This window comes from Teichococcus wenyumeiae, from assembly GCF_003696345.1.
Lineage (GTDB): Bacteria > Pseudomonadota > Alphaproteobacteria > Acetobacterales > Acetobacteraceae > Pseudoroseomonas > Pseudoroseomonas wenyumeiae.
Genome location: NZ_RFLX01000027.1, coordinates 21,737 through 46,799, shown reverse-complemented (window position 1 = coordinate 46,799; position 25,063 = coordinate 21,737). Strand labels below are relative to the sequence as shown.

Genomic DNA, 25,063 nt, shown 5'->3' with positions numbered 1-25,063 from the left:
GGATCCGACCCCATGGCCCGTCTCCACGAACCAATATGCCGTCACGCACCTGGGGAAGCCTCAACCCAAACTCAACTGTAGAACTAGTCAGATCAACGGCGCCGCCTTCCACAGGACAGCGGCAGCATCGGCGATCGGGGTGGCCGCCCCTCTAGGAGTTCAGCCGGTCAAGTCGCCTGGGATTTTTCCGTCGGCACCTCCGGGGAGCACTCACCCGGCATCTACACATCGCTGGGCTGGCGGGTGCAGTTATCCCAATCTCTACCCGGCGGGGCCGCCCAGGCGAGCTGCCGGCCGGCCAACTTGGCGGTGCCGTTCGAATGCAGCGGGCGCATCCTGGACGTCAGCCTGATCCGGCTTCGCTGCGGACCACCAAATCTTCCCATCGGCGCAGGTCGGGGAGGCGGTGGCTTGCACAACGAATATGAACCGCTTTGCCTCCGGGCCTAGCGCTCGTGGGGCTGATGCTGTGCAGGAGCACCGCCAGAGCGTTCGGGGCCTCAGGACGAAGCCCGATGCAAGAGCCACTGCGCGGCAGCATTCACATAGACAGCAACGATCGAGATTGCGCAGCCTATGGAAATGTCGATCAGGCGGTCTGCTGGAGCGTGCGAAGGATGACCAGTGAGATGAGCAACCAACTGCAGCAGCAAGACGATGAACACAGCCATGGCTGCGAACCCGAGCGACCCCTTTCGCTGCTGCACAGGCCAACGGATGATGGCCGCAACCGTCATTCCGAAAATAAGGGCGGATGGCGATTCAAACAAAGTGCCGTAAAGCCAAGCCACAGCCACGCCTAGCAGCGTCCCACTGAACAGGTTCCTAGCCGTCCGGCGGCTTGCCTCGGCATCGCTGTGGAGGACGAGGATCAAGGCGAGGATCGCCCAGTTTAGGTGCTCGAGCCCGAGTGACCTTGCGAGGAGGAATGATCCTGCAACTGTCATCCCTGTAACGGAAGCGAACACCAGGCGCGCTGCCTGATCCTTCTTTAGATAGGCGGATATCTGCTCGAGCTTCAGGCCAGCCGAGGGGCGCCAAATCCCTGTTGCGGCGTCCCAAGACACCGAAAGTACCCAGCCATAGAGCGCGCATCCTCCGACTACGGCTATGTCAAACACATGCACGGGGGAATAGAGAGCGGCGATAGTGACAGCTAGGCAGAGGAAGCGCGAGGCAGCGGCAGCACTGGGGTGAAGCCCTTCGACAATACCATACAACATGGCGGTGCCGCCGAGCGCGAGGGCCGTCAGCCTGGGGTCTCCGTACGCCAAGGTGCCGATGCCGGCGCCCGCGATCACTATAAGGGCGGCAACGGCGAAGTTCGGCACGCGCGAAAGCGCTGTGCCACCGGTGTCGAGCATGTAGCTGAGGATGCAGGTTAGAATGGCGTAGGCAACCCAGCCACTGGCCCCGACCATGAGCCCTACAACAATGGGCGCCATCAGAGCAAAGGTAAAGCGGACAGACCTTCCGAGCAGGCCGTCACCATGCCAGAACGTAAGCGGCAGGTCGGACGGCAGCGATGTCGTCCCTGTCTGCTTCTCGCTCAGAATACCCTCCACTCTTGTCGGATTGCAGCGGTTATTAAGAAGCCGGTCTGATGCAAGTCCTAACATGCGAGTGGCAGCTTCGCGTTGAACTAAGTGTAGGGAGGGCATGTTTGCCGATAGCGTTCTTTCCATCAACCGGGCAGGCGGCTGACCAGCGATGAACCCACGGTCTGGGCTGTAGAGTATGGACTTGATGTGACGGCCACCTGACCGGCGGTCGGGCGTGTCCGATCCGGTGCGTATGTCTGACGCTACTGTGCCTGCAGCGTCTTCTTCTGGGCAAGTGGCGAGGCAGCCAGGAAGGTCTGCATGGGCGTTTTGCCGTAGCACCACCTGCCTTGGTGTGACCGCGCCTCGTTGTGCTCGGCAAGCTAGGCATCGCGGTCGCGTTGCAGCTCGTCGATCGCGCGGCAGAGCTTCTTACGAAAGGCTATCTGATGGAACTCGTGCAGCATGGTCTCGTGGAGACGCGCCACGATGCCATTCGTTTGCGGGCTTTTCGTCCTGGTGCGGGAGTGATCCAGGTCCTCGACAGCCAGGTAGCGTTCATATTCGTGCCGCCCGGGGCTGCCGCAGAATTCGGTTCCTCGATCAGTCAGGATTCGCAGCAGCGGGATAGCATGAGGTCGTTCAACAAGTCGGCGGCGGTGATCGGGGTCTTGCGGTCATACAGCTTGGCAAAGGCCACCTTGGAGGCAGTGTGGACAAAGGTCTGCTGGTAAATCCGGCCCACGCCCTTCATGTTGCCGACATGGAAGGTGTCCTGTGCGCCATCCGGGCCTCCAGCGCCTTCAGCCGCGCCTTCATGCTGGTGAGATCGTGGCGCAGCCAGATGTTCCTCACCCCAAAGGAGGAGACGGGGACACCCTGCTTGCGGAGTTCGTTGGACACCCGGAGCTGCCCCAGGCGGGCTGGTCCACGGCCATCTCGGCCACGGCTGCCTCAATGGCTGGGTCGACCCGGTTCTTCAGGTTCGGCTTGCGCCGGGAGAGTTCCTGAAGCGCAACCTCGCCGCCCTTCTCGTACAGGTCCTTGAACCGGTAAAAGCTGTCCCGGCTGTCGCCCATGATCTTGCAGGCCTGGCTGACGCTGCCGGGCTGCCTGGCCAGCTCCTGCACCCCGACCTTGCCGCGGATGATCTTCTGCTCCCGCATCATCGTGACCTCCGTCCTCAAGGACGCCTGCCAGCTCCAGCCAGCAGGTCAGGTGCCCACCACTTCACCACTGCCTATCAGATTAAGCCGATACCTTTGCAGATCGGGTCTATCAACAAGCCTCTTGCTCCTTGATCCTGCTGTGATGCCATGGTGGCCGGAGGTGCTGCCATGGCCGACCTGTTCTGGCTGACGAAGGCGCAGATCGAGCGGATCCCGCGCTCCTTCCCGCTCTCGCACGGCGGGCCGCGGGTGGACGACCGACGCGTCGTCAGCGGCATCATCCATGTCATCCGCAATGGACTTCGCTGGCGCGACGCGCCTGCCGAATACGGGCCGCACAAGACCCTCTGCAACCGCTTCATCCGCTGGCGCCGCATGGGCATCTTCAACCGCATCTTCGCGGGGCTGGCCCGGCGCAACGGGCAGCCGGAGCGGCTGATGATCGACGCCACGCAGCGCAAGGTCCACCGCGCGGCGGCCAGCCTGCTCGGAAAGGGCTGTTCCCCGCCGTAGCGGGCGCACCAAGGGCGGCCCGAGTTCCAAGCCGCACGTGGTCCCGGACGGGCAGGGTCGTCCCCCTTGTCATGCTGCTCTCTGAAGGTCAGATGAGCGACCACAAGGGCGCAGCCCTGATGCGCGACGCCCCGGCGTCCACCAGCATCCTGATCGGCAACAAAGGCCATAACAGCGACCGCTTCCGCCAAGCCCTGGCCGCCCGCGGTATCGAACCCTGCATGCCGTCATGCCGTGGCCGCAAGCGGCGCATCCCGCATGACAGGAAGCTCTACCGCCAGCGGCACCGCATCGAGAACATGTTCGGCAGGCTCAAGGGTTCGAGGCACTGCCTCGGACCGCCGCATCGCCATGCGCTATGGCCGATGCGCCCACACCTTCATGTCCGCCATCTGCCTCGCAGCCACCGCCCTCTTCCGCATCGATGAGGCCTGAACTTAAACTGCGCATCAGCTGAACAAACATTTTACGATGAAGAAACAACTTATAGTTATCGCTTCAAAAAGGAATCTCCTAGTACATCCAATAAGACAGATTTATACGTCGTTCAGGCAGCTCACCTATAAGGAAGCTTCTTCTCTGAAGCTGGAACATTCCGGAGGCTTTGTCGGAGCGGTTAACCAGCGCAAAGCAAGCGAACAGTGCTGCTTCGCTAAGTACAAGTCTCCGAAATTGATCAGGTGCGTGCTGAACGGCCTATCGCTGATCAGCAGACCATGAGGAGGTGGTGAATGCATTTCACTCCGCGGGAAATTGATAAGCTCATGATCTACATGGTCGCCCTTATTGCACAGAAGCGTAAGGACGCTGGGCTGAAGCTCAACCACCCGGAAACGGTATCTCTCATCTCGGCTGCTGCACTCGATGGTGCGCGGGCTGGCAAGACCGTTGAGGAGGTCATGGAGTTGGCTGGGAAGGCGATCACCCGAAGTGATGTCATGGACGGCGTGGCAGAAATGATTCCGTACGTCCAGCTGGAGGCCGTTTTCACTGACGGCAGCCGCCTCGTCACTGTCCATAACCCGATCAAGTAGCGGCGATCTAAGGAGCTATCATGAGCAAGGACCAGAACAAGAGGCCGCCGGCAGCTTCCGTCCCTGACGACGGCAACAGAAAGGCGCCGGTTGGAGGACTCGTCCTTGGTAACGGTGATATCGAGATCAATGCCGGTTATCCAACGACCCCGCTGAAAGTTCGGAATACTGGTGACCGGCCAATCCAGGTCGGATCACATTTCCACTTCTTCGAGGTAAACGCCTCCCTGGAATTCGATCGCCAGCTGGCCTTCGGCAAGCGGCTCAATATTCCCGCCACCACCGCTCTGCGCTTTGAGCCAGGGGATGAGAAGGAGGTTGTGCTCATTCCCTACCAAGGCAAGCAGCGCGTGTTTGGCTTCAACGGCCTCGTCAATGGCTGGGCGGGCGACGAGAGCTACAATGATTACCGCCCACGCCTGACAGATGCTCTCGAAAAAGCGAAGCGCTACGGTTTCAAGAGCAAGCCGTGACAAGCCGCAACAATCAGGGATCGGAGATCTGAAATGGCCAAGATCTCAAGGCAACAGTATTCGGATCTCTATGGTCCAACAACCGGCGACAAGATCCGTCTTGGTGACACCGACCTCTATGTGGAGATTGAGCAAGATCTGCGTGTTTATGGTGAGGAGGCGGTCTATGGCGGCGGTAAGACGCTGCGCGACGGGATGGGGTTCGACAATGAACTCACCAGCGCCGCCGGATCGCCCGATCTCATTATAACCAATGTCACCATCATCGATGCCAAGCTCGGTATCATCAAGGCCGATGTTGGCATCAAGAACGGCCTGATCTGCGGCATCGGCAAGGCAGGCAACCCCTCGATCATGCCGGGAGTGACAAATGGCTTGGCGCTGGGGCCCGGAGTCGACGCCATTTCGGGTGAGCATCTTATCCTCACAGCGGGCGGTATCGACGCACACGTCCATATGATCTCTCCGCAACAGGCCCAGGCCGCGCTTTCCAATGGTGTCACGACCTTGCTGGGTGGCGGCGTCGGCCCCACCGACGGGACCAACGGCACCACCATCACGCCGGGCACATGGAACATCGAGCAGATGCTCCGCTCATTTGATGGCTGGCCCGTAAATGCGGGTGTACTTGGAAAAGGCAACGCTTCCGCGCCGGTGCCCGTTGAGGAGCAGATCTATGCCGGGGCGATGGGCCTCAAGATCCATGAGGACTGGGGCAGCACACCAGCCGCTATCCGCAACTCGCTTGCGGTTGCTGACATTCAGGACATCCAGGTGTGCATCCATACCGACACCCTGAATGAGTCCGGCTTCGTCGAGAACACTATCGCCGCATTCGAAGGCCGCACGATTCATACCTATCATACGGAAGGGGCCGGTGGTGGCCATGCGCCGGACATCATCCGCGTGGCAGGTGTGTCGAACGTCATTCCAAGCTCGACCAATCCAACTCTTCCTTTTGGGATCAACTCCCAAGCAGAGTTGTTCGATATGACTATGATCTGTCACAATTTGAGCCCGAAAATCCCGACCGACGTTGCCTTTGCCGAAAGCCGGGTGCGTGTTGAGACCATTGCGGCAGAGAATGTCCTGCATGATTTGGGGGCAATCTCGATCATCTCGAGTGACAGCCAGGCCATGGGGCGGGTCGGAGAGAACTGGACCCGTGTCATTCAGCTTGCCGATCTTATGAAGCAACGCCGTGGCGCCTATGACGGGGATACCTCCGGCAACGACAATCAACGTGTGCTTCGCTTCGCTGCGAAGATCACGATCAACCCGGCCATTGCGATGGGTGTGTCGCATGTGATCGGCTCTGTAGAGGTCGGCAAGATGGCGGACCTCGTCCTCTGGGAACCGGCGTTCTTTGGTGCCAAGCCGAAGATGGTGATCAAAGGCGGGATGATTTCCTGGGCGCTGATGGGTGATCCGAACGCTTCCCTGCCCACACCGCAGCCGGTGATCTATCGTCCGACGTTCGGTGCAATGGGATCGGCACTAACAAGGACCCGGATGACCTTCACCTCCCATGCGGCCTTCGAACGCGGCATTGTCGACCGCTACGAACTGAAATCGCAGGTGGTGCCGGTATACGGAACGCGCACGATCACAAAGAGCTCGATGATCCGGAATTCCGCCCTTCCGAAGATCGAGGTCAACCCTGAGACCTTCGCCGTTATGGTTGATGGCACGCACGCCACGATAGAGCCTGCCAAGCGGCTTCCTCTCGCGCAGCTTCATTTCTTCAGCTGAACCTCGAGACGAGGTCTGGCTAATGATGCGTTCTTGCGCAACATATCAACGGCTCGTAGGTGATGAAAGCAATCGACATACTGTGGGTTGGCCTGGGAGGCGGTGCCGGGTCATTGCTGCGCTGGCAGGTCGGCCGGTTCATCGACAAACGCATCACCACGCCGTTCAAGTTCGGCACCTTCCTCATCAATGTGTCGGGCGCCTTCGTTATTGCATATATTTCTACTTTGCTTGCACTGGGGTGGGAAGATCGTTATGGAAACGTGATCTCCTCCCTTGTGCTGACAGGCGTGCTCGGTGGGTACACCACATTCAGCACCATGCAACTTGACGCGGTTCAGATGGCAACTGCGCGCCGCCACGGGCTCGCGGTCATCTACCTGGTGACCTCCGTGTGCGCCGGCCTAGTGGCTGCGGCGGCGGGCGTCGCCTTCGCACGGATATAGGAGGCGTCGTTGTGGATGTCAGCAGTAGTTGTCTTTGTGGGTGGCGGCCTTGGCGCGATTGTCCGCGAGCTCTTCATGCTCATGCTGGGACGCTACAGTACGGCCTTTCCGCTCGACATCTTCATGGCGAATATTCTTGCCTGCTTTCTTCTGGGTATAGTTTCAAGTCTTCATCAGGAACGCCGTGCGTCCGACGGTGCCAATCTTCTACTCGCAACAGGCTTCTGTGGCGGGATGTCCACTTTCTCAAGTTTCGTGTTTGGCGCTTTCTCGGAGACGATGACGCCCGGCCGGCTCGTGCCGTCGATCCTTTACATTATTGCCAGCCTCGTCGTCGGCTATGGCGCCGCATGGGTCGGCCTTCGCAGCGTCACACGGAAACGTCGAGCGTGAAGCCGACGTGTAGGAGAGAAACATGATTCTTGTCGAGAAAACGCTTGGCAATCTTCATGACCGTGCCTGGCAAGAGCGGGCCAGATCTGCTGATGTCGACCTTCTGGTGCTCGAACAATGGGAAGCTCCCAAGAGCCGCCTGCGCAAGGCAAGCAAGGGCGGTGTAGAACTTGCCATTTCTCTGCCGCGCTCTGACCATCTGCACGACGGCGATGTGCTGCATTATGATGAGGCAAAGAAGTTCATCGTCGTTGCGCAGATCACACTTAGAGATGTGTTGGTTATTGAGCTTCAAGATATCAGTAATTTGACGCCTGATGAGATTCTGCGCGTCAGTTTTGAACTTGGTCATGGCCTTGGGAATCAACACTGGCCGGCGGTGATCAAGGGATCAACGGTCTATGTTCCGCTCTCGGTAGACCAGAAGGTCATGGCTTCGGTCATGCGAACGCATGCCTTCGAGCATGTGAGAACCCGCTTTGCGCCAGGTGCGGAGATCGCGGCCATGCTAGATGCGCGGGAAGTGAGGTTGCTGTTTGCCGGAGCCGACGCGACGCCGCATCACCACCACGGTACCGATGCGCCGGGTCATGCACACGGCGGCGACCACCGTCACTCAGATGGCCACGATGAACATCATGACCATAACCATAGCCATTCCCGCGGCCACGGACACTCTTCGGTGGCATGATGGACGACGGAGGCATAGGAGGGCATGGCGTTCCGTCCAGCATGGTGCATCTCGCGCGCCTGCTGCAATTCTCGGACTCGACGCTACCGATCGGATCTTTTGCTTTCTCGAACGGTCTTGAATCTGCGTTGCAGACTCGTATCGTCTCTGACCCCGCGAGTCTGTTAAACTATGTTACCCTCATCTTGCGCCAGTCGGCACGGATCGACGGGATCGCCTTGCTACATGCCCACCGTTCTGCATGCTCTGGTAGTCATCCGGAAATTCTTAGGGCTGATAGCGAGCTTTACTGTCGGCGCGTGGGTGAGGAGCAACAACTGATGCTTACCCGCGTTGGCAAGAAGTTCTCCGAGCTGGTGCTGAGCATCATGCCGTCTCCAATGCTCGAACGCTGGCTTAACGATATCAAGGTTGGTGCGACCCCGGGCTGCCTTCCAGTCGGCCAAGCGGTAGCGCTGGCTTACATGGGCGTCGACGAGGTTGAAGCCTTTGTCATGCACCAATATGGCATCGCCTCGATGATCCTGAGCGCCGCGTTGCGGTTGATGCGGATCGACCACATGGATACGCAGCGGATCCTTTTCGCAGCCCAGGCGCGTGTTGAAGAGGATTATCTAGCGGTGCGTGACCTTTCGCTCGACGAAATGGCGTCGTTTTCACCGGTCTTCGACGTCCTTGTTGCACACCATACGACGACCCATGTCCGCCTGTTTATGAACTGAACAGGACACCGGAAAAGGAGGCGATCCATGAAGAAGATCACCCGTATCGGCATTGGTGGCCCTGTCGGCTCAGGGAAGACCGCCGTCATCGAGGCTATAACTCCACGGCTCATCGAGCTTGGAATCAAGCCCTTGATTATTACCAACGATGTGGTGACGACCGAGGACGCCAAACAGGTTCGCCGTACCCTGAACGGGATTCTGATCGAGGAAAAGATCGTCGGGGTCGAGACAGGTGCCTGCCCCCACACTGCCGTTCGTGAGGACCCCTCGATGAACATCGCGGCAGTCGAGGAACTCGAGACCAAGTATCCAGATAGCGACCTGATCCTGATCGAGTCAGGCGGCGATAACCTCACCTTGACCTTTAGTCCTGCTCTGGCGGATTTTTATATCTACGTGATTGATGTCGCTGCAGGAGACAAGATTCCACGCAAGAACGGCGCCGGGGTTTGTCAGTCCGACATTCTTGTTATCAACAAGAAGGATCTTGCTCCTTATGTTGGTGCGAGCCTGGAAGTCATGGAGCGGGATTCGAAGCTGATGCGCGGCACAAAGCCGTTTATCTTCACGAATTGCAAGACAGGAGAAGGCATCGACGAGCTGATCCGCCTTGTACTGGATATGGCGTTGTTCGATGTGAAGGTCACGTTGCCCGCGACAGTGGGTGCCTGATTCCATGGCGCTGCACGGGCAACTCGGCCTCCTCGACGCGGCGCGTGAACTGCGCGGGTTCAAATCTGAGCCGGCCCAGATGCGTGCTGCCGCACCTGGGAAGGTCGGAGAGCTCCGCCTTGGCTTCCACTTGCGTGACGGACGTTCTGTCCTGCATGACCTCTATCGCGTGACGCCGCTACTCGTGCAGCAGGCGCTCTACTGGGATGAGGCGATGCCGGAACTGCCGATTTGCTCCATCATATCGATAGGCGGCGGTATCCTCCAGGGCGACCGCTACAAGATCGACATCCATCTCGGCGAAGGTTCCTGCGCTCATGTCACCTCGCAAAGCGCCAATCGCATCCACCGGATGGACGCGAATTATGCGTCCCAGCACCAGACTGTAACACTTGAGAGCGGGACCTATCTCGAGTACCTGCCGGACTTTACCATCGCCTATCGTGGCTCTCGCTTCATCAACCGCACCGACATCGTTCTCGCGGAAGATGCGACCCTGCTATACGGGGAGATGATGCTGGCCGGGCGTAAGCATCATCACGCCGACGAACGTTTTGGTCTTGATCTCCTCTCGGTCGCGGTCACGGTTCGCCGGCCCGATGGCCGTAAGCTCTTTGCTGAGAAGATCCTGATCGAGAAGGATGATCCAACGGTGGATTATCCGGCTGTGATGCGGGGCTACGACGCATTCGCCAACATCATGTGCCTGACGCCGCCGGCTGTTGCCACCCGTATCAAGGAGCGGTTCGAGACCCGGTTCTCGCCCGAAGCGCCGCGGGCGATCGCGGGCGTCTGCCGTCTGCCAAACGACGCTGGACTCATGCTGCGGGCCGTGGGTGTGGAAACCTATGACCTGCGGAAGGAAGTGCGCCGTTTCTGGCACATCGTCCGCGAGGAAGCGCGTGGAAGAACCTTGCCGGAAGAGTTCCTGTGGCGCTGAACCGTGGAGGTATGCATGTCCAAGGAAAAGCCGAACTTTATGGTCGAGGTGCTGCGCGGTACGAGCCAGGTCTTCTTCATGGAGAACGCCCTGACCGGGGTGCTGTTCTTCGTGGCGATGGCCTACGCCTCCTTTGCATCAGGCGTATGGGCGACGACCATCGGCGCGGCTATCGGCGTTGTCGTGGCCACGCTCACGGCCAGGCTGTTGGGATTCAGTGAGGAGTCGATCTGGTCGGGCCTCTATGGGTTCAACGGTGTGCTGGTCGGGGCGGCGCTGCCCACCTTCATCGCTCCGTCGCCTCAGCTTTGGGTTTATCTTGTCGTGGGCGCCGCCGTCAGCACGGTCTTTACCGCCGCCTTCAGCGCGACGTTGACCGCCAGATGGGACATCCCCGGCTCGACCGGCCCCTTCGTCCTCACCGGATGGTTGATGGTTGCGGGCGCGTATTCCTTTGGCGGGCTGCGGGTCATCGGAGATGCACCGGCGCTCCCAAGCGACTATGTGCAGGGCCTCTCCCCAGTGCCCGCGCCGGTCGAACTCATAGAGATTTTCTTCCGCAATATTGGCCAGGTTTATCTGCTCGGTAGCTGGGTGAGCGGCGTCATCATCCTTGCCGGTATCTTCATTGCCTCGATACGCGCGGGCGTCGCCGCGGTGGCCGGGTCCGTCATCGCCATGGTGGTTTCCATCGCCATGGGCGCCAATCCCGGCCCGGTCAGCCAGGGTCTCTATGGTTTCAGTCCGGTCCTGACGGCGATGGCGGTTGGCGTTGTCTTCCTCTCACCTTCACCGAAGGTTGTCGTCTATGCGCTACTGGCGACGGTGATGACCGTGTTCGTTCAAGGTGCGCTTGACGTGATCGTTGCTCCCGCCGGCATCCCGTCCTTCACGGCGCCTTACGTGCTGACGATGTATCTGTTCATGGCGCCCAAGAAGCACCTGCTTCCGCAACCGCATGTGCCGGTCGCCGACCATTTCCTGATGATCGGCTCGAAGAAGGTGGAGGTTGTCCAGACGTCAGCGCGACCTGCCGCGTGATGAAGCTGATCCATGACCGGGCGGGGCCGCATCCTGCTCTGTCCGGTTTCCCGGCTCCGCGCCCCATGCGCCGCATCAGATGGCCTGGCTCCTGCTTGCCTCGCCGAGACCTGTTCCTGTTCATCCAGACCGGGTCGCACCGGCACTTACCAGAGGAACTGCCATGCAAAGTATAAATGCAGGCGACACTGCCTTCATCCTCCTGTGCACAGCGCTCGTGTGCATGATGACCCCGGCACTGGCATTGTTCTACGGCGGCCTTGTGAAGCAGCGAGACATGCTGTCGATCATGATCCAGAACTTCGTCTGTATCGGCGTGGTCGGACTGATCTGGGTATTCGGCGGCTTCAGCCTGGTCTTCGGGCCTGACATCGGCGGCGTTATCGGCAGCATCGTACCCTACTTCGGCATGTACCATGTTGGCATCGACCCGCATCCGTCCATCGCGCCGAACATCCCCTTCATCATGGTCTTCGCCTATCAGATGATGTTTGCCATCATCACGCCGGCACTGATGACGGGGGCCTTCGTCGGGAGGTTTCGCTTCGGCGCCTATCTGATCTTCATCGCCGCCTGGACCATCCTGATCTACCTGCCAGCCGCACATTGGATCTGGGGCGGCGGCTTCATGGCCAGTCTCGGAGTTGTTGATTTCGCCGGTGGCATTGTCATTCACACGACGGCGGGCTTCTCAGCCCTCACGACGGCCGCCTTCCTCGGCAAGCGCAGGCTCGCTCCGGGCGAGAGCGAGTCCGCGCCGGCCAGCCTGCCACTGGTCGCTCTGGGCGCGGGACTGCTGTGGTTTGGGTGGTTCGGTTTCAATGCTGGCGGTGCTTACGCCGCCGATGCGCTGGCGGCCTATGCCTTCACCAACACAATGCTGGCGGGCTCCATCGCCATGCTCGTGTGGATGTTCTGGGAATGGCGGGAGAACGGCCGCCCGTCCTTCTCTGGTGTGCTGGTCGGCGCCGTGGCTGGCCTCGCCACCATTACCCCGGCCTCTGGTTACGTCGAACCCATGTCCGCGCTGGTCATCGGCGCGGTCGGCGCGACCACCTGCTACTACGCCAAGTACGTCCAGAGGGCGTTGCGGATCGATGATTCCCTGGAAGTCTGGCGGGCGCATGGCGTCGGTGGCATGACAGGGGCGATACTGATCGGCGTCCTCGCCAGCTCGCACATCAATCAGGTGTCGGCAGGCATTCACCAGTTGGGCATCCAGATCCTTGCCGTGGCCATCGTGGCAGCCTGGTCCTGCGTCATTACCTACGTCCTCCTGAAGATGCTGGATGCGATGAAGATACTTCGTGTGCCTGAGGACATTCAGGAACGGGGCCTCGACGCCCCCTTCTACGGCGAGCATGCTTACAATCTCTGGGACATGGATCGCGACGAGACGAAGTGACCTGGAGGTGACCAACCATACTCCGCTGTCAGCGCCGCCTCGCCGCCCTGCCGGGCGGCGGATATCCTCCTTCGCGGGGCTTCCTGTGCCGCCCCGCGCCTGTCTGCAGGTCGTCGGCAATTGGACCTGACGCTCGCCATATTCTTCCTGGTCTACGTCGCCATGGGTGTAGGCTATCTGCCGGGCTTTCGCCTCCACAGGACTGGGGCGGCGTTGGTGGGCGCGATGCTGATGATAGCGCTGGGCAGGATCTCGCCGCCGGCCGCCTGGGGGGCGATTGACTACAATGTCATCGGCCTCCTGTTTGGGCTCATGATCGTTTCCTCCGCATTCGGTATCGCCGGCTTCTACGACTGGATGGCAAGGAAGGTGGGCGCGGTGAAGGTGGGGCCGAAAGCCCTGCTGGCCATCTTCATAGTGGTTTCTGGCATCTTGTCGGCGGTGCTCACCAATGATGTGGTGTCTGCCGCCATGACGGCAGTCTTGTGCCAGATATGCCTGGCGCGGCGCCTCAACCCTGTTCCGTTCCTGCTGGGATTCTGTTTCGCCGCCAATGTCGGATCAGCGGCGACCCTGATCGGTAGCCCGAAGAGCATGATCGTGGCCGAAACCCTGCATGTCTCCTTCGCAAGATTCACAGCCGTCACCTCACCTCCTTCGCTTCTTGGCCTTCTGTTGACCTGGCTTGTGCTGGTCATCATCTATCGCGGCAAGTGGGGTCTTCCGGCGGCCTCGCCGAAAGCCGCCGTGGATGCTGCTATCGCCCCGGCCGCGCTGGACCGGGCCGAGACCATCAAGGCTGCCATTGTCGTCGTGGCCGTGATCATGGCTTTCGTGTTCACGGACTGGCCGCGAATGCTGATCGCGCTTCTGGGCGCCAGCTTTCTGCTCGTCAGCCGCCGTGTTGATTCGGACAAGGTCCTCGGAGCGGTAGACGGATCCCTGCTGGTGCTGCTGATCGGCCTCTTCATCGTCAATGCCGCGCTGGGCGCCACCGGCCTGCCGGAGAAGCTGGTAAACTGGCTGTCCTCGGCTGGGCTCGATCTGCACGACCCCGTCGCCGTGCTCGTCGTCATGGCCGTGCTCTGCAACATCGTCGGGGCGACGCCGGCCGTGATGCTGGCGCTGCCCTTTCTCTCCGGGGGGGAGAGGCCCGAAATCCTCGGCGCGGCCGTTGCGTTGGGCGCGAGCTTTTCCGCCAACGCCCTGCTCTTCGGTAGTCTTGCTGGGATCATTGTCGCTGAGGAGGGGCGTCGGCGCGGGGTCAGCATCAGCTTCGGAGAATTCACCAGGGCGGGCGCTCTGCTGGCGTTCCTGTGCCTGCTTCTCGCAGCCGGGTGGCTCCATTATCTGCGGTGAGCCAGGCGACGCGTCTGGCTCGACCTGCTGATCTGTTCCCGGTATCGGGAAGCACTTCCGCTAGAACCCGCTCTTGATCCGCGGATGCGTGTGTTCATGTGCTGCCCCTGGCCCGTGGCGGTGATGCACGGCGCTCTCCGCCACCGGAATGAGGCTCAGGGCGCCATGCATGACACCGCGTTCCAGGAAGAGCGCCTCGGCATAGGATGAGATGTCGGCGACATGGCCGCGCATAACGGCGACATCGATCGATGTCGTATGGTCCAGCGGAACAGAGAGTGCCGAAACCGTCTGGTCGTGGCGCTCCAGCCGCCCCTGCGGCACACGCGCGGCGAGGCCGCGAACCGACTGATCGATGGCACAGCTCACGACACCGAAACAGTGAGCCTTGGCCGGGCCCGCCGCGCGGGAGGTCAGGCCACGCCGGACCAGATCGCGGACCGCCTCGGAGCGGCTGGAAGTGCCGGATAACCGCATATGCGTGTCCAGCTCCCCGGCCAGGTCGTCGTCCATGGATATCGTTATCCGCTGCATACCGGTCCTCCGCTGGAACGCCTGAAACCAGACCATCATACCGGCGCGGGAAACAAGGCGTCGATGAGCATCCATTTCAGCTTGTGGGATTTCGGCGGCGGAGAGTAAGATTTTTCCTGACCTAATTCTTAACAGGTACTGGTATGACCTTGGAACTTCGCGCGGCTCCTCTCGTGCTTGGGCTCCTGGCATCGCCGATTTCGGCCTCACCTTTGCAGGCACATTTCCAGGAGATCATACCCTCCTCGGACGTTCTTCCCGAGGGTGGCACCGTGACCGTGGACATGGTGTTCACCCATCCGGTCGAAGGCGGCCCCGTGCTGGAAATGGCCAGGCCCGCCCAGGCGGGCGTCCTGCTCGCCGGCAGGAAGACCGACATGACAGACCGTCTCGTCATGAAGGCGTCCGGCGGCAAGAGCGCCTGGAGCTTCACCCATGATCTGCCCGAACCGGGGGCCGCGATCTTCTACGTGGCACCCAGGCCCTACTGGGAAGCGGCGGAAGGAAAGTACATCATCCATTATGCCAAGGTAATCGTCGACAGCTACGCTTCCGGCGAAGGCTGGGACACGCTGGTCGGGCTGCCGGTGGAGATCCGTCCACTGACGCGGCCGACCGGTCTGTGGACAGGAAATCTGTTCTCGGGCGTCGTGCTGAAAGCCGGCCAGCCTGTTCCTTCGGCCGAGGTCGAGGTCGAGTTCATCAATGACGGCACAGTGAAAACGCCGAATGATGCCTTCGTCACCCAGGTCGTGAAGGCCGATGCGAACGGCACCTTCACCTATGCCATCCCACGCGCGGGATGGTGGGGCTTCGCGGCCCTGCTGGAGGGTGACGAGCCAATGACCTCGCCCGAGGGCAGGCAGGTGCCGGTCGAGAATGGCGCGCTGATCTGGGTAAAGGCTACCGACATGGGCGGGAAGTAGTGTCCGATGGCGCATATCCCGGACGGCATCCTTTCCGCGCCGGTCCTGATCGGCGGCGGGGTTGTCGCGGCCGCCGGGGTGGCGCTCGGGCTGAAGCGGCTCGATGACCGGTTGATCCCGCGCACGGCAATTCTGGCGGCGGCTCTGTTCGCCGGGTCACTGATCGCTGTCCCGGTCGGCCCGTCCAGCGTGCACCTGCTGTTGTCGGGCCTGATGGGAATCATGCTGGGCACGGCCATCTTTCCCGCCGTGCTGGTCGCGCTGCTGCTCCAGGCGCTGCTCTTCGGGTTCGGCGGGCTGACGACGCTGGGCGTGAATACCGTGAACATCGCGCTTCCTGGCCTGCTGGCTGGCATGGCTCTGGGGCCCTCGATCCGCTCGACCGGAAGCCCTGGGCTGCGACTGCTGGCCGGCGCGTTGGCGGGCTTGCTGCCAGTGATCGGGACAGGGGTCCTGGTCGCGCTGGCGCTGTGGCTGTCATCGGGCGACTACACGCCGGTCGCGAGCGTTATGGCCGTCACCTACCTGCCGCTCGCCATCGGCGAGGCTTTCGTCACGGCGGCGGCCGTCGCCTTCCTGGCTCGCGTGCAGCCGGATGTCATGAGGCCGGTCGCCCCGTGAAGCGCCTCGTCTTCCATGCCCTGGCCTTCGCCGCGTGCATCGGGCCGGCCCAGGCGCACAAGCTCAAGGTCTTCGCGACGGTCGAGGGCGGTGTGGTGAAGGGCTATGCCTTCTTTATCGGCGGCGGCCGCGCCGCGGCTACGCCTTGGATGGCGCGTGGTGACGCGGGGGGCGAGATCGCCAGCGGGGAGACGGATGCCGAGGGGCGCTTCGACTTCCGGGCACCCCCGCCGGCATCGGAAGTGACCGTCACGGTCGACACGCGCGAAGGCCATGTCGCCTCGGCGTCCCTGCCTGCGGCGCGGTTCAACGGAGTTGCGTCGGCCGGCGGCATCCCCCCCGATCCGGCCGCAGGGGGGCGGCCCGCCATCCCGGCGGAGCAGCCGGTCGCCATGATGGTGGAAGAGGCCGTCCAGAATCAGCTTACTCCGCTGCTGGAGCGCATCGAGCAACTGGATGCACGCCTGCGCTACACCGACATGATCTCCGGCCTCTTCCTGATCCTCGGCCTCGCGGGCATGGCGATCTGGGCGCGTGGCCGCCGCAGATGACATTGCCACGGGATCTTCGCCTGAGGATCGTCGCAGCCTTCGCAGTGGTCGGCTGCCTCTCGCAGCTGAGGTCGCTGCCCGTCGCGGCCGGTGCGCTCGCGGCCGTCATGCTCCTCGCCTGGCTGCACCGGTCCGGCCAGCCTTCCTGGCGCCGGCTGCTGCATCTGGAGGGATTCCTGCTGCTGCTCTTCGTGACGCTTCCCTTTAGCGTCGCGGGGCAGCCGCTCTTCAGCCTCGGCCCCGTCGTCGCGAGCTTTGAAGGCGTGTCACGAGCAGCGCTCATCGTCTGCAAGGTCTCGGCCTCCATGCTGGTCATCGTGACGATGCTGCGCGAGGATGAGCCGGTCCGGCTGGCGGTCGCCCTGCGCGGCCTCCATGTGCCGGAGCCGGCCGTGCGGCTTTTCATGCTAACGGCCCGCTATCTGGAGCTGATTCGTGGCGAGGCGCAGCGTCTGCATGACGCGATGCGGATGCGCGGCTTCCGTCCGCGCGGGAACCGGCATACCTGGCGCAGCTACGGCAACCTGCTCGGCATGCTGCTGGTCCGTGCTCTCGCCCGCGCGCAGAGGGTCGAGGAGGCGATGTTGTGCCGTGGCTATGACGGGCGCTTCCCCCGTGTCGCGCAGCCTCCTCCGGCTCCCCGGGACTGGATGGGCTTCGCCCTCATTCTCGCCTTCGGCTTCGCCGTCATCCTGACGGACCGGCTATGAGCGAGCTTCTGGCCCTTGAGGATGTGAGCGTGAGCCGGGAGGGCGCGAGGGTGCTCAGTCATGCGAGCCTCAGCCTCTCGTCGGGGGAACGACTGGCGATCATCGGCCCGAACGGAGCGGGCAAGACGACATTGCTGCGAACGCTCATGGGCCTGGAGCGCGGCGTCGAGGGGCGTGTCCGGCTGTTCGGGACGGAGTGCGGCGACGAGCACGGCTTCAGCTCCCTGCGCCCGCGCATCGGCTATCTCTTCCAGGACAGCGACGACCAGCTCTTCTGCCCGACCGTGATCGAGGATGTCGCCTTCGGTCCGCTGAACCTCGGCTGCACGCAGGCAGAGGCGCTCAGCCGGGCCGCGGATGTCCTGGCCCAACTCGGCATCGGCGCGCTCGCCCCGCGCATCAGCCACCGGCTGTCGGGCGGCGAAAAGCGCCTGGTCTGCCTCGCCGGCCTCCTAACGATGAAGCCCGAGGTGCTGATCCTCGACGAACCCACCAATGGCGTCGACACCGAGAACGGCCACCGGCTACGCGCGGCGCTGCGCGGCTTTCCCGGCGCGATGCTGCTGGTATCGCATGACGATGGCTTCATCGCGGAATTGGCAACACGGGCGATGGCGATACGCGATGGCACCCTTTCTGCTGCCGCCATTCACGCGCATCGGCATATGCACAGCCACCCGCATATCCACCCCGCCTAGCTGTCCGGTTGTCGGAACTCCTTGGCATCCTCCACGATGAGGCCTGCGCGGGCGACATTGTCTGGCCCAGCACGACCTTGGGGCGTCTTGGGTTGAGGTGGGCGGGCCTGTGCCAGCTCAGAGCCCTTCCCTGATGATCCGGTCGGGTGATTTGCTGTCGTGGACCCACTGGCGGCGGAGATTGTAGGCGGCGTTGAAGCCGTGGGGCAATTGCTCCAGTTAGGCCTGGGACCAGATCGTAATGCCGAGCACCTCGCTGCCGACCCGGCCACCTAACCGCTCGACTATCCCATCTGTCTGCAGCGAGTGAGGTTTGGTGTGCTGGTATTCGGCCCCGAAATCCTCGCAGGCTTTAAAGGCTGGCGTGAAACAGCTTAGAGCTTATCCCACTAGGCATTGGGTTGAGGGCTTCCCAGATCCTCGTTCATGACGAGGAGATCTGTTCGGACGACGAAGCGGCGCATTCGAGATGACGGCTGGCGCCTGCCGGATGCGCTCTGGGCTGAGATGGAGCCGTTGCTGCCACCGCGGCCTAAACACCCGCTGGGCTGCCACAACCCACGTGTGCCGGACCGGGCGGCGATGGACGCCATCTTCTGTGTGCTGCGCACCGGCTGTCAGTGGAATGCGCTGCGGGAGACCAAGCTCTGCTCGTCCTCCTCGGCGCACCGGCGCTTTCAGGAATGGACAAAGGCCGGAGTGTTCGAGGCGTTCTGGCGCAAGGGATTGCTGGCCTATGACGGGCTGCGGGGCATCGACTGGAGTTGGCTCGCACTCGACGGCGCCATGGGCAAGGCGCCGCTGGGCGGGGGGAAAAACCGGGCCCAATCCAACGGACCGCGGCAAGCGCGGGGTCAAGCGCTCGGTGCTGACCGACGGACGCGGCGTCCCTCTGGGTGCAGTGGTCGAGGGGGCGAACCGCAACGACCACAAGCTGATGCGCCAGACCCTGCAGGCCATCCCTGTTAAGCGGCCCAAGCCGACGCGCCGCCAACCCCAGCACCTCTGCCTCCACAAAGGCTTCGACTATGACGAGCCGCGCGCACTGGCAGCCGAGTTCGGCTTCACCCTGCACCTGCGCACACGTGGCGAGGAGGTCAGGGCCAGGCGGCACGCCAGAGCCAAGGCAAGGCGCTGGGTTGTTGAACGCACGCACTCCTGGCTGAACCGCTTCCGCTCCATCCTGATCCGATGGACCAGGAAGCCTGCCAACGACCTCGCCCTGCTTCACCTTGCCTGCGGCATCATCACATGGCGTCATGCCCTACCGGGATAGGCTCTAACGTTGTTGCTCAGGAAGGGGAACGCCTTAGCGAAACCGCGCAGCAAGGCGATCGCGTGCTGTTCTGCCTCATTGTCCTTGGCGGCCAAGTGGACGGACTGGGAGCGGCGGTCAATGGTGACATAAAGATTGCGCTTGCGGCGCTCGCTGTCGGCCGTGCGCAACTTCGGCAGATGCATGATGCCAATGTGGACAGGAGACGCACCTGCTGTCCAGACCGCATGCGAATGCGGATCAGGAACTTACCCAGTTCCGCGGGAGAACGAGATTCTGTGTCAGGAGCAGGATCTGCCAAAAGAAGCGGCAGCCCTCTTCGCTCAGGAGACAAGCCTACGAGGTTTCGGCTCATTAATGCGGAAAAGCAGCGACACCCGTGTCGCGTCTGTGCAGCATGCTCGGTGTGAACGTCAGCAGGCACGATGCTTCGAGGGTCAGAAGAGCCAGCCGACGCCAACGGCGGGACCTGATCTTCATGGCTCATATTCACGGTCACTTCGCCTATTCCAACAAGACCTACGGTAGTCCCCGCGTCCTTGCGGATCTGAAGGCCTGGGGCTTCTCAATCAGAGGACATCGGGTGGCCCAGCAGAGGCAGCGGTTTAAGCGAACTACGGACAGCCAGCACAACAATCTGGTTGGCCAGAATCTGATGGAGCAGGACTTCGCGACCAAAGGGCAGCACCGGAAGTGCGGCAGCGACATCTCGTATGTCTGGTACCTGGACAACTGACGGTTGGCTCTACCCGGGCATGGACCGCTCGGGGCAAGCGGGCGGGCCGCCAAACTGACGATACCAGCCACGTGGCTTGTTCACCTGGCCCTGGTTACACGGTGCGAAGGTCAGCGCAGATAACCTTCCGTTAGCGCCACCCAATAGGCCGCTCCGATGGGCATGATCTCCTCATCGAGGACATACTCGGGATGGTGCACCATCTTGCCCGGGCCGTTACCAAGGAAGCAGTAAGTGCCCTTCTTCTTCTGTAGCATGAAGGCGAAATCCTCAGACGCCAGAAAGGACGGGCCGGGATTGACAACCTGATCCTCACCGAAAGCCGCTTGCGCGATCCTCGCGGCCTTGTCGGTTTCTTCCGCGTCATTGATCAGCACCGCACCGGGAATGCCCTCGCGAATCTCTGATGTGCAACCAAAAGACTCCGCCTGGTGGCTGACGATGCGGCGGATATTGGTTAGGATCATCTCGCGGTCCTCAGGCGTGGTAGAGCGAATGGAAAAGCGTAGAATCGCACTGCCGGCCACCACATTTCCCGCGTTGCCAGCAAGGAAGGCGCCGATGGTCACCACCGCGCGATGGGATGGCGCGACATTACGGGATACGATCGACTGGATCGCCATGACGATCGACGAGCCTGCCACCACCGGGTCAATGGTAAGTTCAGGAATGCCGCCATGGCCACCTTTGCCAATGATCTCGACTTCCCAGTTATCGACCGCCGACATCATCTCGCCGGCGTGGAAATAGAACTTCCCCTTTTCGAGGCCAGGGATGTTGTGCATGCCAAAGACGGCATCGACGGGGAAGCGCTCGAACAGACCATCGTTGATCATAGCCGGACCGCCTTCCATGGTCTCCTCAGCGGGCTGGAAGATCAGTCGGACAGTACCATTGAAATTTCGGGTCTCGGCCAGATGCTTTGCCGCGCCAAGCAGCATAGCGGTATGGCCATCATGCCCGCATAGATGCGCAACCCCCTGGACCGTGGATTTGTAGGGCAGATTGTTTTCTTCCTGGATCGGCAGTGCGTCGAAGTCGGCGCGCAGACCGATCACCTTGTCCCCGTCACCCACCTTGAGCGTGGCAACGATCCCATGCTTGCCGATTCCGGTCGCGATTTCATACCCGCCGATGGCTCGAAGTTGCTCGGCAATGTATTCGGCAGTGTGCTTCTCGTGCATGGACAGTTCGGGATGGCGATGCATGTGCTCGAACCACCCCTTCATCGCGATGCTGTCCATATGCTTCACGATGGCGTTCATGTCAGTCCTCCTGGGGAATAAATCTATGCCGCCCCGTCCTACGGCAGGGGCGGTCGCCGCCAATGCTACCGATCGCTGGTCTGCTTGCCCTTGGGTACTGTGACGACGATGGACAGGATGGCGACCGCCACCATCACCAGATTGGCGAGGAAGGCGAAGAACGCTGCCTGACGCGAGGCAAGGTTTTCCTGATTTCCGATGAAGGTGATCACACCCTCGATCCATTCCACGCTCCCGCGGTTGCCCGCTATTGCCGTATAGATCGTGGCCGAGATCGCGATTCCAAAAGACCCGCCCAGGGACGAGGCCATCTTGTAGATGCCAGCGCCCGCGCCGGCCTGATCTTCAGGCAGGTTCGACAGTGCCGCATCGGTCGACGGCGTGGCATAGAAGGCCAGCCCCAGCCCAAAAAGCGAGAAGGCGATCACGGTCAGCACCGTGTAGGTGCCCAACAAGAGGTTGGTGGGCATCAGCAGCAGGATCGAGAGCCCGACGATGAGGCAACCCCACAGCATCGGCTTGCGCGGACCATGGCGTTGGAGCAGTTTCTCACCCACCCGGATGAAAACAAGGATGGTGACGGCATAGCCGATGGTCAGAAGACCGGCCCTCTGCGCCGTCATATTGCCACCCTGTTGCAGCACCAGCATGGCGACCATGATGATTCCCGCCGTGCCGTTCAGCAGAAGGTTCGAGATGGTTGCCCCGGTGAAGGTTAGGTTCCTGAACAGCCTGAACTGCACGAAGGCGTTCGGGTTGTTGCTTTCCAACCGGTAGAAGATGATGCCGAAAACTATGGCCACCACCAGAAGCGTCAGCGAGGGCAGGCTCGTCCATCCCATTTTGGCGCCCTGTGTCGCGAAGATCTGCAATGCGACCATGGTGATCATGAACGTTAGCACGCCTGCAAGATCGAACTTGTAGTCCGCTCTCGGTGGAGCCTTGCTTTCGGGCGTGCCGCGCACCAGCAGCATGCCTACGAGTGATACCACCGCAGCAATAATGAAGATCGCGCGCCAGCCGACGTTCTGGGCCATCAACCCACCGAACAGCGCTGCGAAACCAGAGCCGCCCCATGAGCCCATCGACCACAGCGAAACCGCCCGTTGCCGGCCAGCGCCGTCCCAATAGGCTTTCACTAGAGCCAGTGAGGATGGCATGATGAAGGCCGCTGACAGACCCTGGCAGATACGGCCCAGAATCAGGAAGAAGCCGCCGCTGCCCCCCGTCGGGGCCAGCCCAATCAGAAGCGAACCAACGATAGAGAAGACGAAGCCGAACATCATGATCTTCACGCGTCCGACTCGATCGGCCAGGCCGCCAATGACAACGATGAAGATGCCTGAAAACAAAGCTGTAATCGAAACAGCGATATTCATGAAGGTCTGTTCAACCTGAAGATCGGCGGCCATGGTTGGCGCGATGTTCAGTGTTGTCATGGCGAATAGCCAGAATGCGAGGACCCCTAGAATAATCCCAAACAGCAGCCGGTCATTACCGCGGTAGGTTTCGGTTGTAGCTGCTTTTTCCATGTTCGCCTCTCTTGTTGACAATCGCCTGATCGGAACAACGGCGAAAGGAAAAGCCGCGCTGTGGCATCAAGGCGGATTCAGACAGGTTCAGAGGGATCCACGCCAAGTCCACCAGCTTAACCATGGTATCAGAACAATAACGATTATTCGATTTGGTTTCGCAATCAGCACAAAGTCACTGAGGGGGCCATTGCCAATTTGGGCGGCAGCAGCCGGATAGAGCGAGCTGGGCGAAGCTGGTCGGATGACACCAGACCCCGCCATCTATCCTGGGTATCGCTTCCCGGCGGAGATCATCAGCCACGCTGTGTGGCTGTATCACGTGTTTAGCCTGAGCCTGCGCATGGGAACATCCGGAGCTGGTGCCGAAAGCTCAGATCGGCGTTCGCCCGAAAGCTGCGGCGGCGCCGGCCGAAGCCGGGCAACACCTGGCACCTCTATGAGGTAGTTCTGCGCATCAATGGCGTGCTCCCTATCTCTGGCGAGCCGTGGGCCAGCACGGCGCGGTGCTGGACATCCTCGTTCAGAATCGACGGAACGGGAGTGCAGCCAAGCGGTTCTTCAGGCGCCTGCTCGCAGGCCTCCGGTACAAGCCGCGCCGGCTGGCCCCTGATAGGCTGAAGAGCCACAGCGTGGCTCAGCGCGAGTTCCTGCCCGAGGTTCGGCATCGCACCAGCCGGTACCTCACGGATGTCTTCGACAAGACTTTTCTGATGGCGTTGTGCTAATTTCCCGAGGCACGGGTGACCGCGTGGCCAGGAGCGGGTCTGAGGATGCGAGCCCGCCGCGCCGCCTAGGATGTGCGTCTCCCATTTGCGGCACCCGTGCGCCCTGTTGGCGGTGTGCTCTGCCAGTGCGCGACAAAGCGGGCATAGGCCTGCTCGGTCTGCTCCAGCCAGGCGCGCTCGCGGGCGCGCACCTCCTTGCTGTTGTAGGCCTGCGCCCGACCCGGCCGCGGACCCTTGGCAGGCGGCTGACCGGCGGCGAGTTCCAATCCTCAGCTTTGGTCAGGAGGTGCCAGACAAGGACGGCCAGCTTTCGTGCTGTGGCGACCGCCGCCACGGCCTTGCCGCGCCGGGCCTGGATACGCAGGAAGAAGGCGCGCAGCGGGCCCGGGGCCCGAGCCGCGGCCCAGGCGGCCTCCACCAGCATGGCGCGCGCATGCGAGCGGCCCTGCTTGGTGATCCGGCCATGATGGGCTGGAGCCTCGCCGGACTGGCGCACGGAAGGGTTCAGCCCGAGGTAGCTGACCAGCTTCTCGGACGACGCGAAGCGCGAGATGTCGCCGACGGCGGCCAGCAGCCCCATGGCGACCGTCACATGCACGCCACTGAGCGTCATCAGCCGGCGCACCCGTTCGTCCCCCAGGGCACGCCCGGCCAGGGCCTGATCAAGAAGCGCCAGGTCCGCCGTCCGTTGGTCGAGATCCGCGAGATAGCGCCGGATTGCGAGCATTTCGTCAGCGGCCAGGGGCCGGGTCTCCAGCCAGGCCCGGCCTGCCGCGCTGAACACCTCGCCCGGAAAGGGCGGGATCAGATTGGCGTGTAGGACGCCGTGGATCCGGTTCTTGGCCCGTGTCATCTGCTGGACGACCTGCGCCCGCTGGGCCACCAGGCGCCGGAGGGCCTCGGTTGCCTCGTCCGGCATCCGGACCTCTGGCAGGAAGCCGCTGGCATGCAGCTTGGCGAGCGCCGCCGCATCGATCTTGTCAGTCTTGACCTTGGCATGGGCGATCACCCGCACCTGGAGTGGATTGGCGACCACCACACGCTCCACAAAGGGCCGCAGCAGGCGCACGATCATGGCCGTGTTGACCGTTGCCTCGATCACCACCTTATCGTCCGGACGAAGCGTTCGGCCAAAGGCGATCACCGCATCGCGCGTGAGATCGACCCTCCCACCACCGCGCAGTTGCCCATCCTCAAGGATCGCCACCACCGCAAAGCTGCGGTGTACGTCCAGTCCGATCACCCGCATGTTGCCTCCCGTATGCTTGCGTTTGCCTTTGGGAGTGTGTGGGCAACACGACACTTACGGATCCGCGCTCGCAGCGCACCCGG

Annotated in this window: 24 protein-coding genes and 4 pseudogenes; 21 read left to right on the top strand and 7 right to left on the bottom strand. The window is 61.8% G+C overall.

Annotated features, from left to right (window positions below; all coding sequences use genetic code 11):
• Positions 1–500 precede the first annotated feature (500 nt).
• Both EBE87_RS22355 and EBE87_RS22350 read right to left on the bottom strand, forming a co-directional pair.
• Positions 501–1,619, bottom strand: a complete 1,119-nt coding sequence (locus EBE87_RS22355; protein WP_158611664.1) for an FUSC family protein — start codon at positions 1,617–1,619, stop codon at positions 501–503.
• A gap of 185 nt (positions 1,620–1,804) precedes the next feature.
• A pseudogene (locus EBE87_RS22350) lies at positions 1,805–2,710 on the bottom strand (helix-turn-helix domain-containing protein).
• Between the two features lie 168 nt (positions 2,711–2,878).
• Here EBE87_RS22350 and EBE87_RS22345 point away from each other — a divergent pair.
• The 13 genes and pseudogenes from EBE87_RS22345 (at position 2,879) to EBE87_RS22285 (ending at position 14,154) form a co-directional block, all read left to right on the top strand.
• Positions 2,879–3,658 (top strand): annotated as a pseudogene (locus EBE87_RS22345) (IS5 family transposase).
• A gap of 296 nt (positions 3,659–3,954) precedes the next feature.
• Positions 3,955–4,257 (top strand): urease subunit gamma, encoded by a 303-nt coding sequence (locus EBE87_RS22340; RefSeq protein ID WP_120636389.1) that lies wholly within the window; start codon positions 3,955–3,957, stop codon positions 4,255–4,257.
• Between the two features lie 20 nt (positions 4,258–4,277).
• On the top strand, positions 4,278–4,730 hold the full coding sequence (ureB, locus tag EBE87_RS30530; protein WP_120636388.1) for an urease subunit beta: 453 nt from the start codon (positions 4,278–4,280) through the stop codon (positions 4,728–4,730).
• 33 nt (positions 4,731–4,763) lie between these two features.
• Complete coding sequence (locus EBE87_RS22330) at positions 4,764–6,482, top strand: urease subunit alpha (protein WP_120636387.1); 1,719 nt, start codon at positions 4,764–4,766, stop codon at positions 6,480–6,482.
• Between the two features lie 62 nt (positions 6,483–6,544).
• The gene (locus tag EBE87_RS22325; RefSeq protein ID WP_120636393.1) at positions 6,545–6,928 is read left to right on the top strand and encodes a fluoride efflux transporter FluC; all 384 of its coding nucleotides are present in this window, start codon (positions 6,545–6,547) and stop codon (positions 6,926–6,928) included.
• Positions 6,929–6,943: 15 nt separating this feature from the next.
• Positions 6,944–7,321, top strand: coding sequence for a CrcB family protein (locus EBE87_RS22320; protein WP_199707038.1), 378 nt, complete (start codon positions 6,944–6,946; stop codon positions 7,319–7,321).
• A gap of 22 nt (positions 7,322–7,343) precedes the next feature.
• Positions 7,344–8,012: an urease accessory protein UreE gene (locus EBE87_RS22315; protein WP_120636385.1), complete on the top strand. Its 669-nt coding sequence runs from the start codon at positions 7,344–7,346 to the stop codon at positions 8,010–8,012.
• Positions 8,013–8,053: 41 nt separating this feature from the next.
• Positions 8,054–8,734, top strand: coding sequence for an urease accessory protein UreF (locus EBE87_RS22310; protein WP_120636384.1), 681 nt, complete (start codon positions 8,054–8,056; stop codon positions 8,732–8,734).
• Positions 8,735–8,761: 27 nt separating this feature from the next.
• Entirely contained in the window at positions 8,762–9,409 is a 648-nt protein-coding gene (gene ureG, locus EBE87_RS22305; RefSeq protein WP_120636383.1) for an urease accessory protein UreG, read from the top strand.
• Positions 9,410–9,413: 4 nt separating this feature from the next.
• Entirely contained in the window at positions 9,414–10,349 is a 936-nt protein-coding gene (locus tag EBE87_RS22300; protein WP_120636382.1) for an urease accessory protein UreD, read from the top strand.
• A 15-nt stretch (positions 10,350–10,364) separates the two neighbouring features.
• Complete coding sequence (gene yut / locus EBE87_RS22295; protein ID WP_120636381.1) at positions 10,365–11,390, top strand: urea transporter; 1,026 nt, start codon at positions 10,365–10,367, stop codon at positions 11,388–11,390.
• 163 nt (positions 11,391–11,553) lie between these two features.
• Complete coding sequence (locus EBE87_RS22290) at positions 11,554–12,795, top strand: ammonium transporter (protein ID WP_120636380.1); 1,242 nt, start codon at positions 11,554–11,556, stop codon at positions 12,793–12,795.
• 120 nt (positions 12,796–12,915) lie between these two features.
• A complete protein-coding gene (locus EBE87_RS22285) occupies positions 12,916–14,154 on the top strand; it encodes an ArsB/NhaD family transporter (protein WP_120636379.1) in 1,239 nt (412 codons plus the stop codon).
• 60 nt (positions 14,155–14,214) lie between these two features.
• Here EBE87_RS22285 and nikR read toward each other — a convergent pair whose 3' ends face one another.
• Entirely contained in the window at positions 14,215–14,688 is a 474-nt protein-coding gene (nikR, locus tag EBE87_RS22280) for a nickel-responsive transcriptional regulator NikR (RefSeq protein ID WP_120636392.1), read from the bottom strand.
• Positions 14,689–14,831: 143 nt separating this feature from the next.
• On the opposite strand from nikR, the gene EBE87_RS22275 reads away from it, so the two are divergent.
• The 6 genes from EBE87_RS22275 to EBE87_RS22250 all read left to right on the top strand — a co-directional run bounded on the left by EBE87_RS22275 (position 14,832) and on the right by EBE87_RS22250 (position 19,470).
• The gene (locus EBE87_RS22275; RefSeq protein ID WP_120636378.1) at positions 14,832–15,614 is read left to right on the top strand and encodes a DUF4198 domain-containing protein; all 783 of its coding nucleotides are present in this window, start codon (positions 14,832–14,834) and stop codon (positions 15,612–15,614) included.
• A gap of 6 nt (positions 15,615–15,620) precedes the next feature.
• Positions 15,621–16,235, top strand: coding sequence for a cobalt transporter CbiM (cbiM, locus tag EBE87_RS22270; RefSeq protein ID WP_120636377.1), 615 nt, complete (start codon positions 15,621–15,623; stop codon positions 16,233–16,235).
• Positions 16,232–16,786, top strand: a complete 555-nt coding sequence (locus EBE87_RS22265) for a cobalamin biosynthesis protein CbiL (protein WP_120636376.1) — start codon at positions 16,232–16,234, stop codon at positions 16,784–16,786. Before cbiM ends, EBE87_RS22265 begins: the two co-directional genes overlap by 4 nt.
• Positions 16,783–17,496 (top strand): cobalt ECF transporter T component CbiQ, encoded by a 714-nt coding sequence (cbiQ, locus tag EBE87_RS22260; RefSeq protein ID WP_120636375.1) that lies wholly within the window; start codon positions 16,783–16,785, stop codon positions 17,494–17,496. The genes EBE87_RS22265 and cbiQ overlap by 4 nt, the downstream gene beginning before the upstream one ends.
• Positions 17,493–18,194 carry an energy-coupling factor ABC transporter ATP-binding protein gene (locus EBE87_RS22255; RefSeq protein ID WP_120636374.1) on the top strand — a complete coding sequence of 234 codons (702 nt, stop codon included), beginning with the start codon at positions 17,493–17,495 and terminating at the stop codon, positions 18,192–18,194. The genes cbiQ and EBE87_RS22255 overlap by 4 nt, the downstream gene beginning before the upstream one ends.
• A 507-nt stretch (positions 18,195–18,701) precedes the next feature.
• A protein-coding gene (locus EBE87_RS22250) for an IS5 family transposase (RefSeq protein ID WP_408887757.1) occupies positions 18,702–19,470 on the top strand; the annotation gives its coding sequence in 2 pieces (ribosomal slippage) (positions 18,702–19,009 and positions 19,008–19,470; 771 coding nt in all).
• A gap of 5 nt (positions 19,471–19,475) precedes the next feature.
• Here the strand turns inward: EBE87_RS22250 and EBE87_RS29935 are convergent.
• A pseudogene (locus EBE87_RS29935) lies at positions 19,476–19,670 on the bottom strand (IS481 family transposase); the annotation flags it as partial.
• Positions 19,671–19,948: 278 nt separating this feature from the next.
• Here EBE87_RS29935 and EBE87_RS22240 point away from each other — a divergent pair.
• A complete protein-coding gene (locus EBE87_RS22240; RefSeq protein WP_147425910.1) occupies positions 19,949–20,206 on the top strand; it encodes a hypothetical protein in 258 nt (85 codons plus the stop codon).
• 110 nt (positions 20,207–20,316) lie between these two features.
• Here the strand turns inward: EBE87_RS22240 and EBE87_RS22235 are convergent, their stop codons facing one another.
• Both EBE87_RS22235 and EBE87_RS22230 read right to left on the bottom strand, forming a co-directional pair.
• Positions 20,317–21,471 carry an amidohydrolase gene (locus tag EBE87_RS22235; RefSeq protein WP_120636371.1) on the bottom strand — a complete coding sequence of 385 codons (1,155 nt, stop codon included), beginning with the start codon at positions 21,469–21,471 and terminating at the stop codon, positions 20,317–20,319.
• Positions 21,472–21,536: 65 nt separating this feature from the next.
• Entirely contained in the window at positions 21,537–23,003 is a 1,467-nt protein-coding gene (locus EBE87_RS22230) for an MFS transporter (RefSeq protein WP_120636370.1), read from the bottom strand.
• 488 nt (positions 23,004–23,491) lie between these two features.
• Between EBE87_RS22230 and EBE87_RS30525 the strand changes: the two genes are divergently transcribed.
• Complete coding sequence (locus tag EBE87_RS30525; RefSeq protein ID WP_120636369.1) at positions 23,492–23,731, top strand: DDE-type integrase/transposase/recombinase; 240 nt, start codon at positions 23,492–23,494, stop codon at positions 23,729–23,731.
• 65 nt (positions 23,732–23,796) lie between these two features.
• Here the strand turns inward: EBE87_RS30525 and EBE87_RS22220 are convergent.
• Positions 23,797–24,965: pseudogene (locus tag EBE87_RS22220) on the bottom strand (IS110 family RNA-guided transposase).
• Positions 24,966–25,063: the final 98 nt, after the last annotated feature.

Coding starts and splice junctions, on each gene's coding strand:
- EBE87_RS22355 (WP_158611664.1), bottom strand. CDS start 1,619: ATGTTAGGACTTGCATCAGACCGGCTTCTTAATAACCGCTGCAATCCG.
- EBE87_RS22340 (WP_120636389.1), top strand. CDS start 3,955: ATGCATTTCACTCCGCGGGAAATTGATAAGCTCATGATCTACATGGTC.
- ureB (WP_120636388.1), top strand. CDS start 4,278: ATGAGCAAGGACCAGAACAAGAGGCCGCCGGCAGCTTCCGTCCCTGAC.
- EBE87_RS22330 (WP_120636387.1), top strand. CDS start 4,764: ATGGCCAAGATCTCAAGGCAACAGTATTCGGATCTCTATGGTCCAACA.
- EBE87_RS22325 (WP_120636393.1), top strand. CDS start 6,545: ATGAAAGCAATCGACATACTGTGGGTTGGCCTGGGAGGCGGTGCCGGG.
- EBE87_RS22320 (WP_199707038.1), top strand. CDS start 6,944: ATGTCAGCAGTAGTTGTCTTTGTGGGTGGCGGCCTTGGCGCGATTGTC.
- EBE87_RS22315 (WP_120636385.1), top strand. CDS start 7,344: ATGATTCTTGTCGAGAAAACGCTTGGCAATCTTCATGACCGTGCCTGG.
- EBE87_RS22310 (WP_120636384.1), top strand. CDS start 8,054: ATGGTGCATCTCGCGCGCCTGCTGCAATTCTCGGACTCGACGCTACCG.
- ureG (WP_120636383.1), top strand. CDS start 8,762: ATGAAGAAGATCACCCGTATCGGCATTGGTGGCCCTGTCGGCTCAGGG.
- EBE87_RS22300 (WP_120636382.1), top strand. CDS start 9,414: ATGGCGCTGCACGGGCAACTCGGCCTCCTCGACGCGGCGCGTGAACTG.
- yut (WP_120636381.1), top strand. CDS start 10,365: ATGTCCAAGGAAAAGCCGAACTTTATGGTCGAGGTGCTGCGCGGTACG.
- EBE87_RS22290 (WP_120636380.1), top strand. CDS start 11,554: ATGCAAAGTATAAATGCAGGCGACACTGCCTTCATCCTCCTGTGCACA.
- nikR (WP_120636392.1), bottom strand. CDS start 14,688: ATGCAGCGGATAACGATATCCATGGACGACGACCTGGCCGGGGAGCTG.
- EBE87_RS22275 (WP_120636378.1), top strand. CDS start 14,832: ATGACCTTGGAACTTCGCGCGGCTCCTCTCGTGCTTGGGCTCCTGGCA.
- cbiM (WP_120636377.1), top strand. CDS start 15,621: ATGGCGCATATCCCGGACGGCATCCTTTCCGCGCCGGTCCTGATCGGC.
- cbiQ (WP_120636375.1), top strand. CDS start 16,783: ATGACATTGCCACGGGATCTTCGCCTGAGGATCGTCGCAGCCTTCGCA.
- EBE87_RS22255 (WP_120636374.1), top strand. CDS start 17,493: ATGAGCGAGCTTCTGGCCCTTGAGGATGTGAGCGTGAGCCGGGAGGGC.
- EBE87_RS22240 (WP_147425910.1), top strand. CDS start 19,949: ATGGCTCATATTCACGGTCACTTCGCCTATTCCAACAAGACCTACGGT.
- EBE87_RS22235 (WP_120636371.1), bottom strand. CDS start 21,471: ATGAACGCCATCGTGAAGCATATGGACAGCATCGCGATGAAGGGGTGG.
- EBE87_RS22230 (WP_120636370.1), bottom strand. CDS start 23,003: ATGGAAAAAGCAGCTACAACCGAAACCTACCGCGGTAATGACCGGCTG.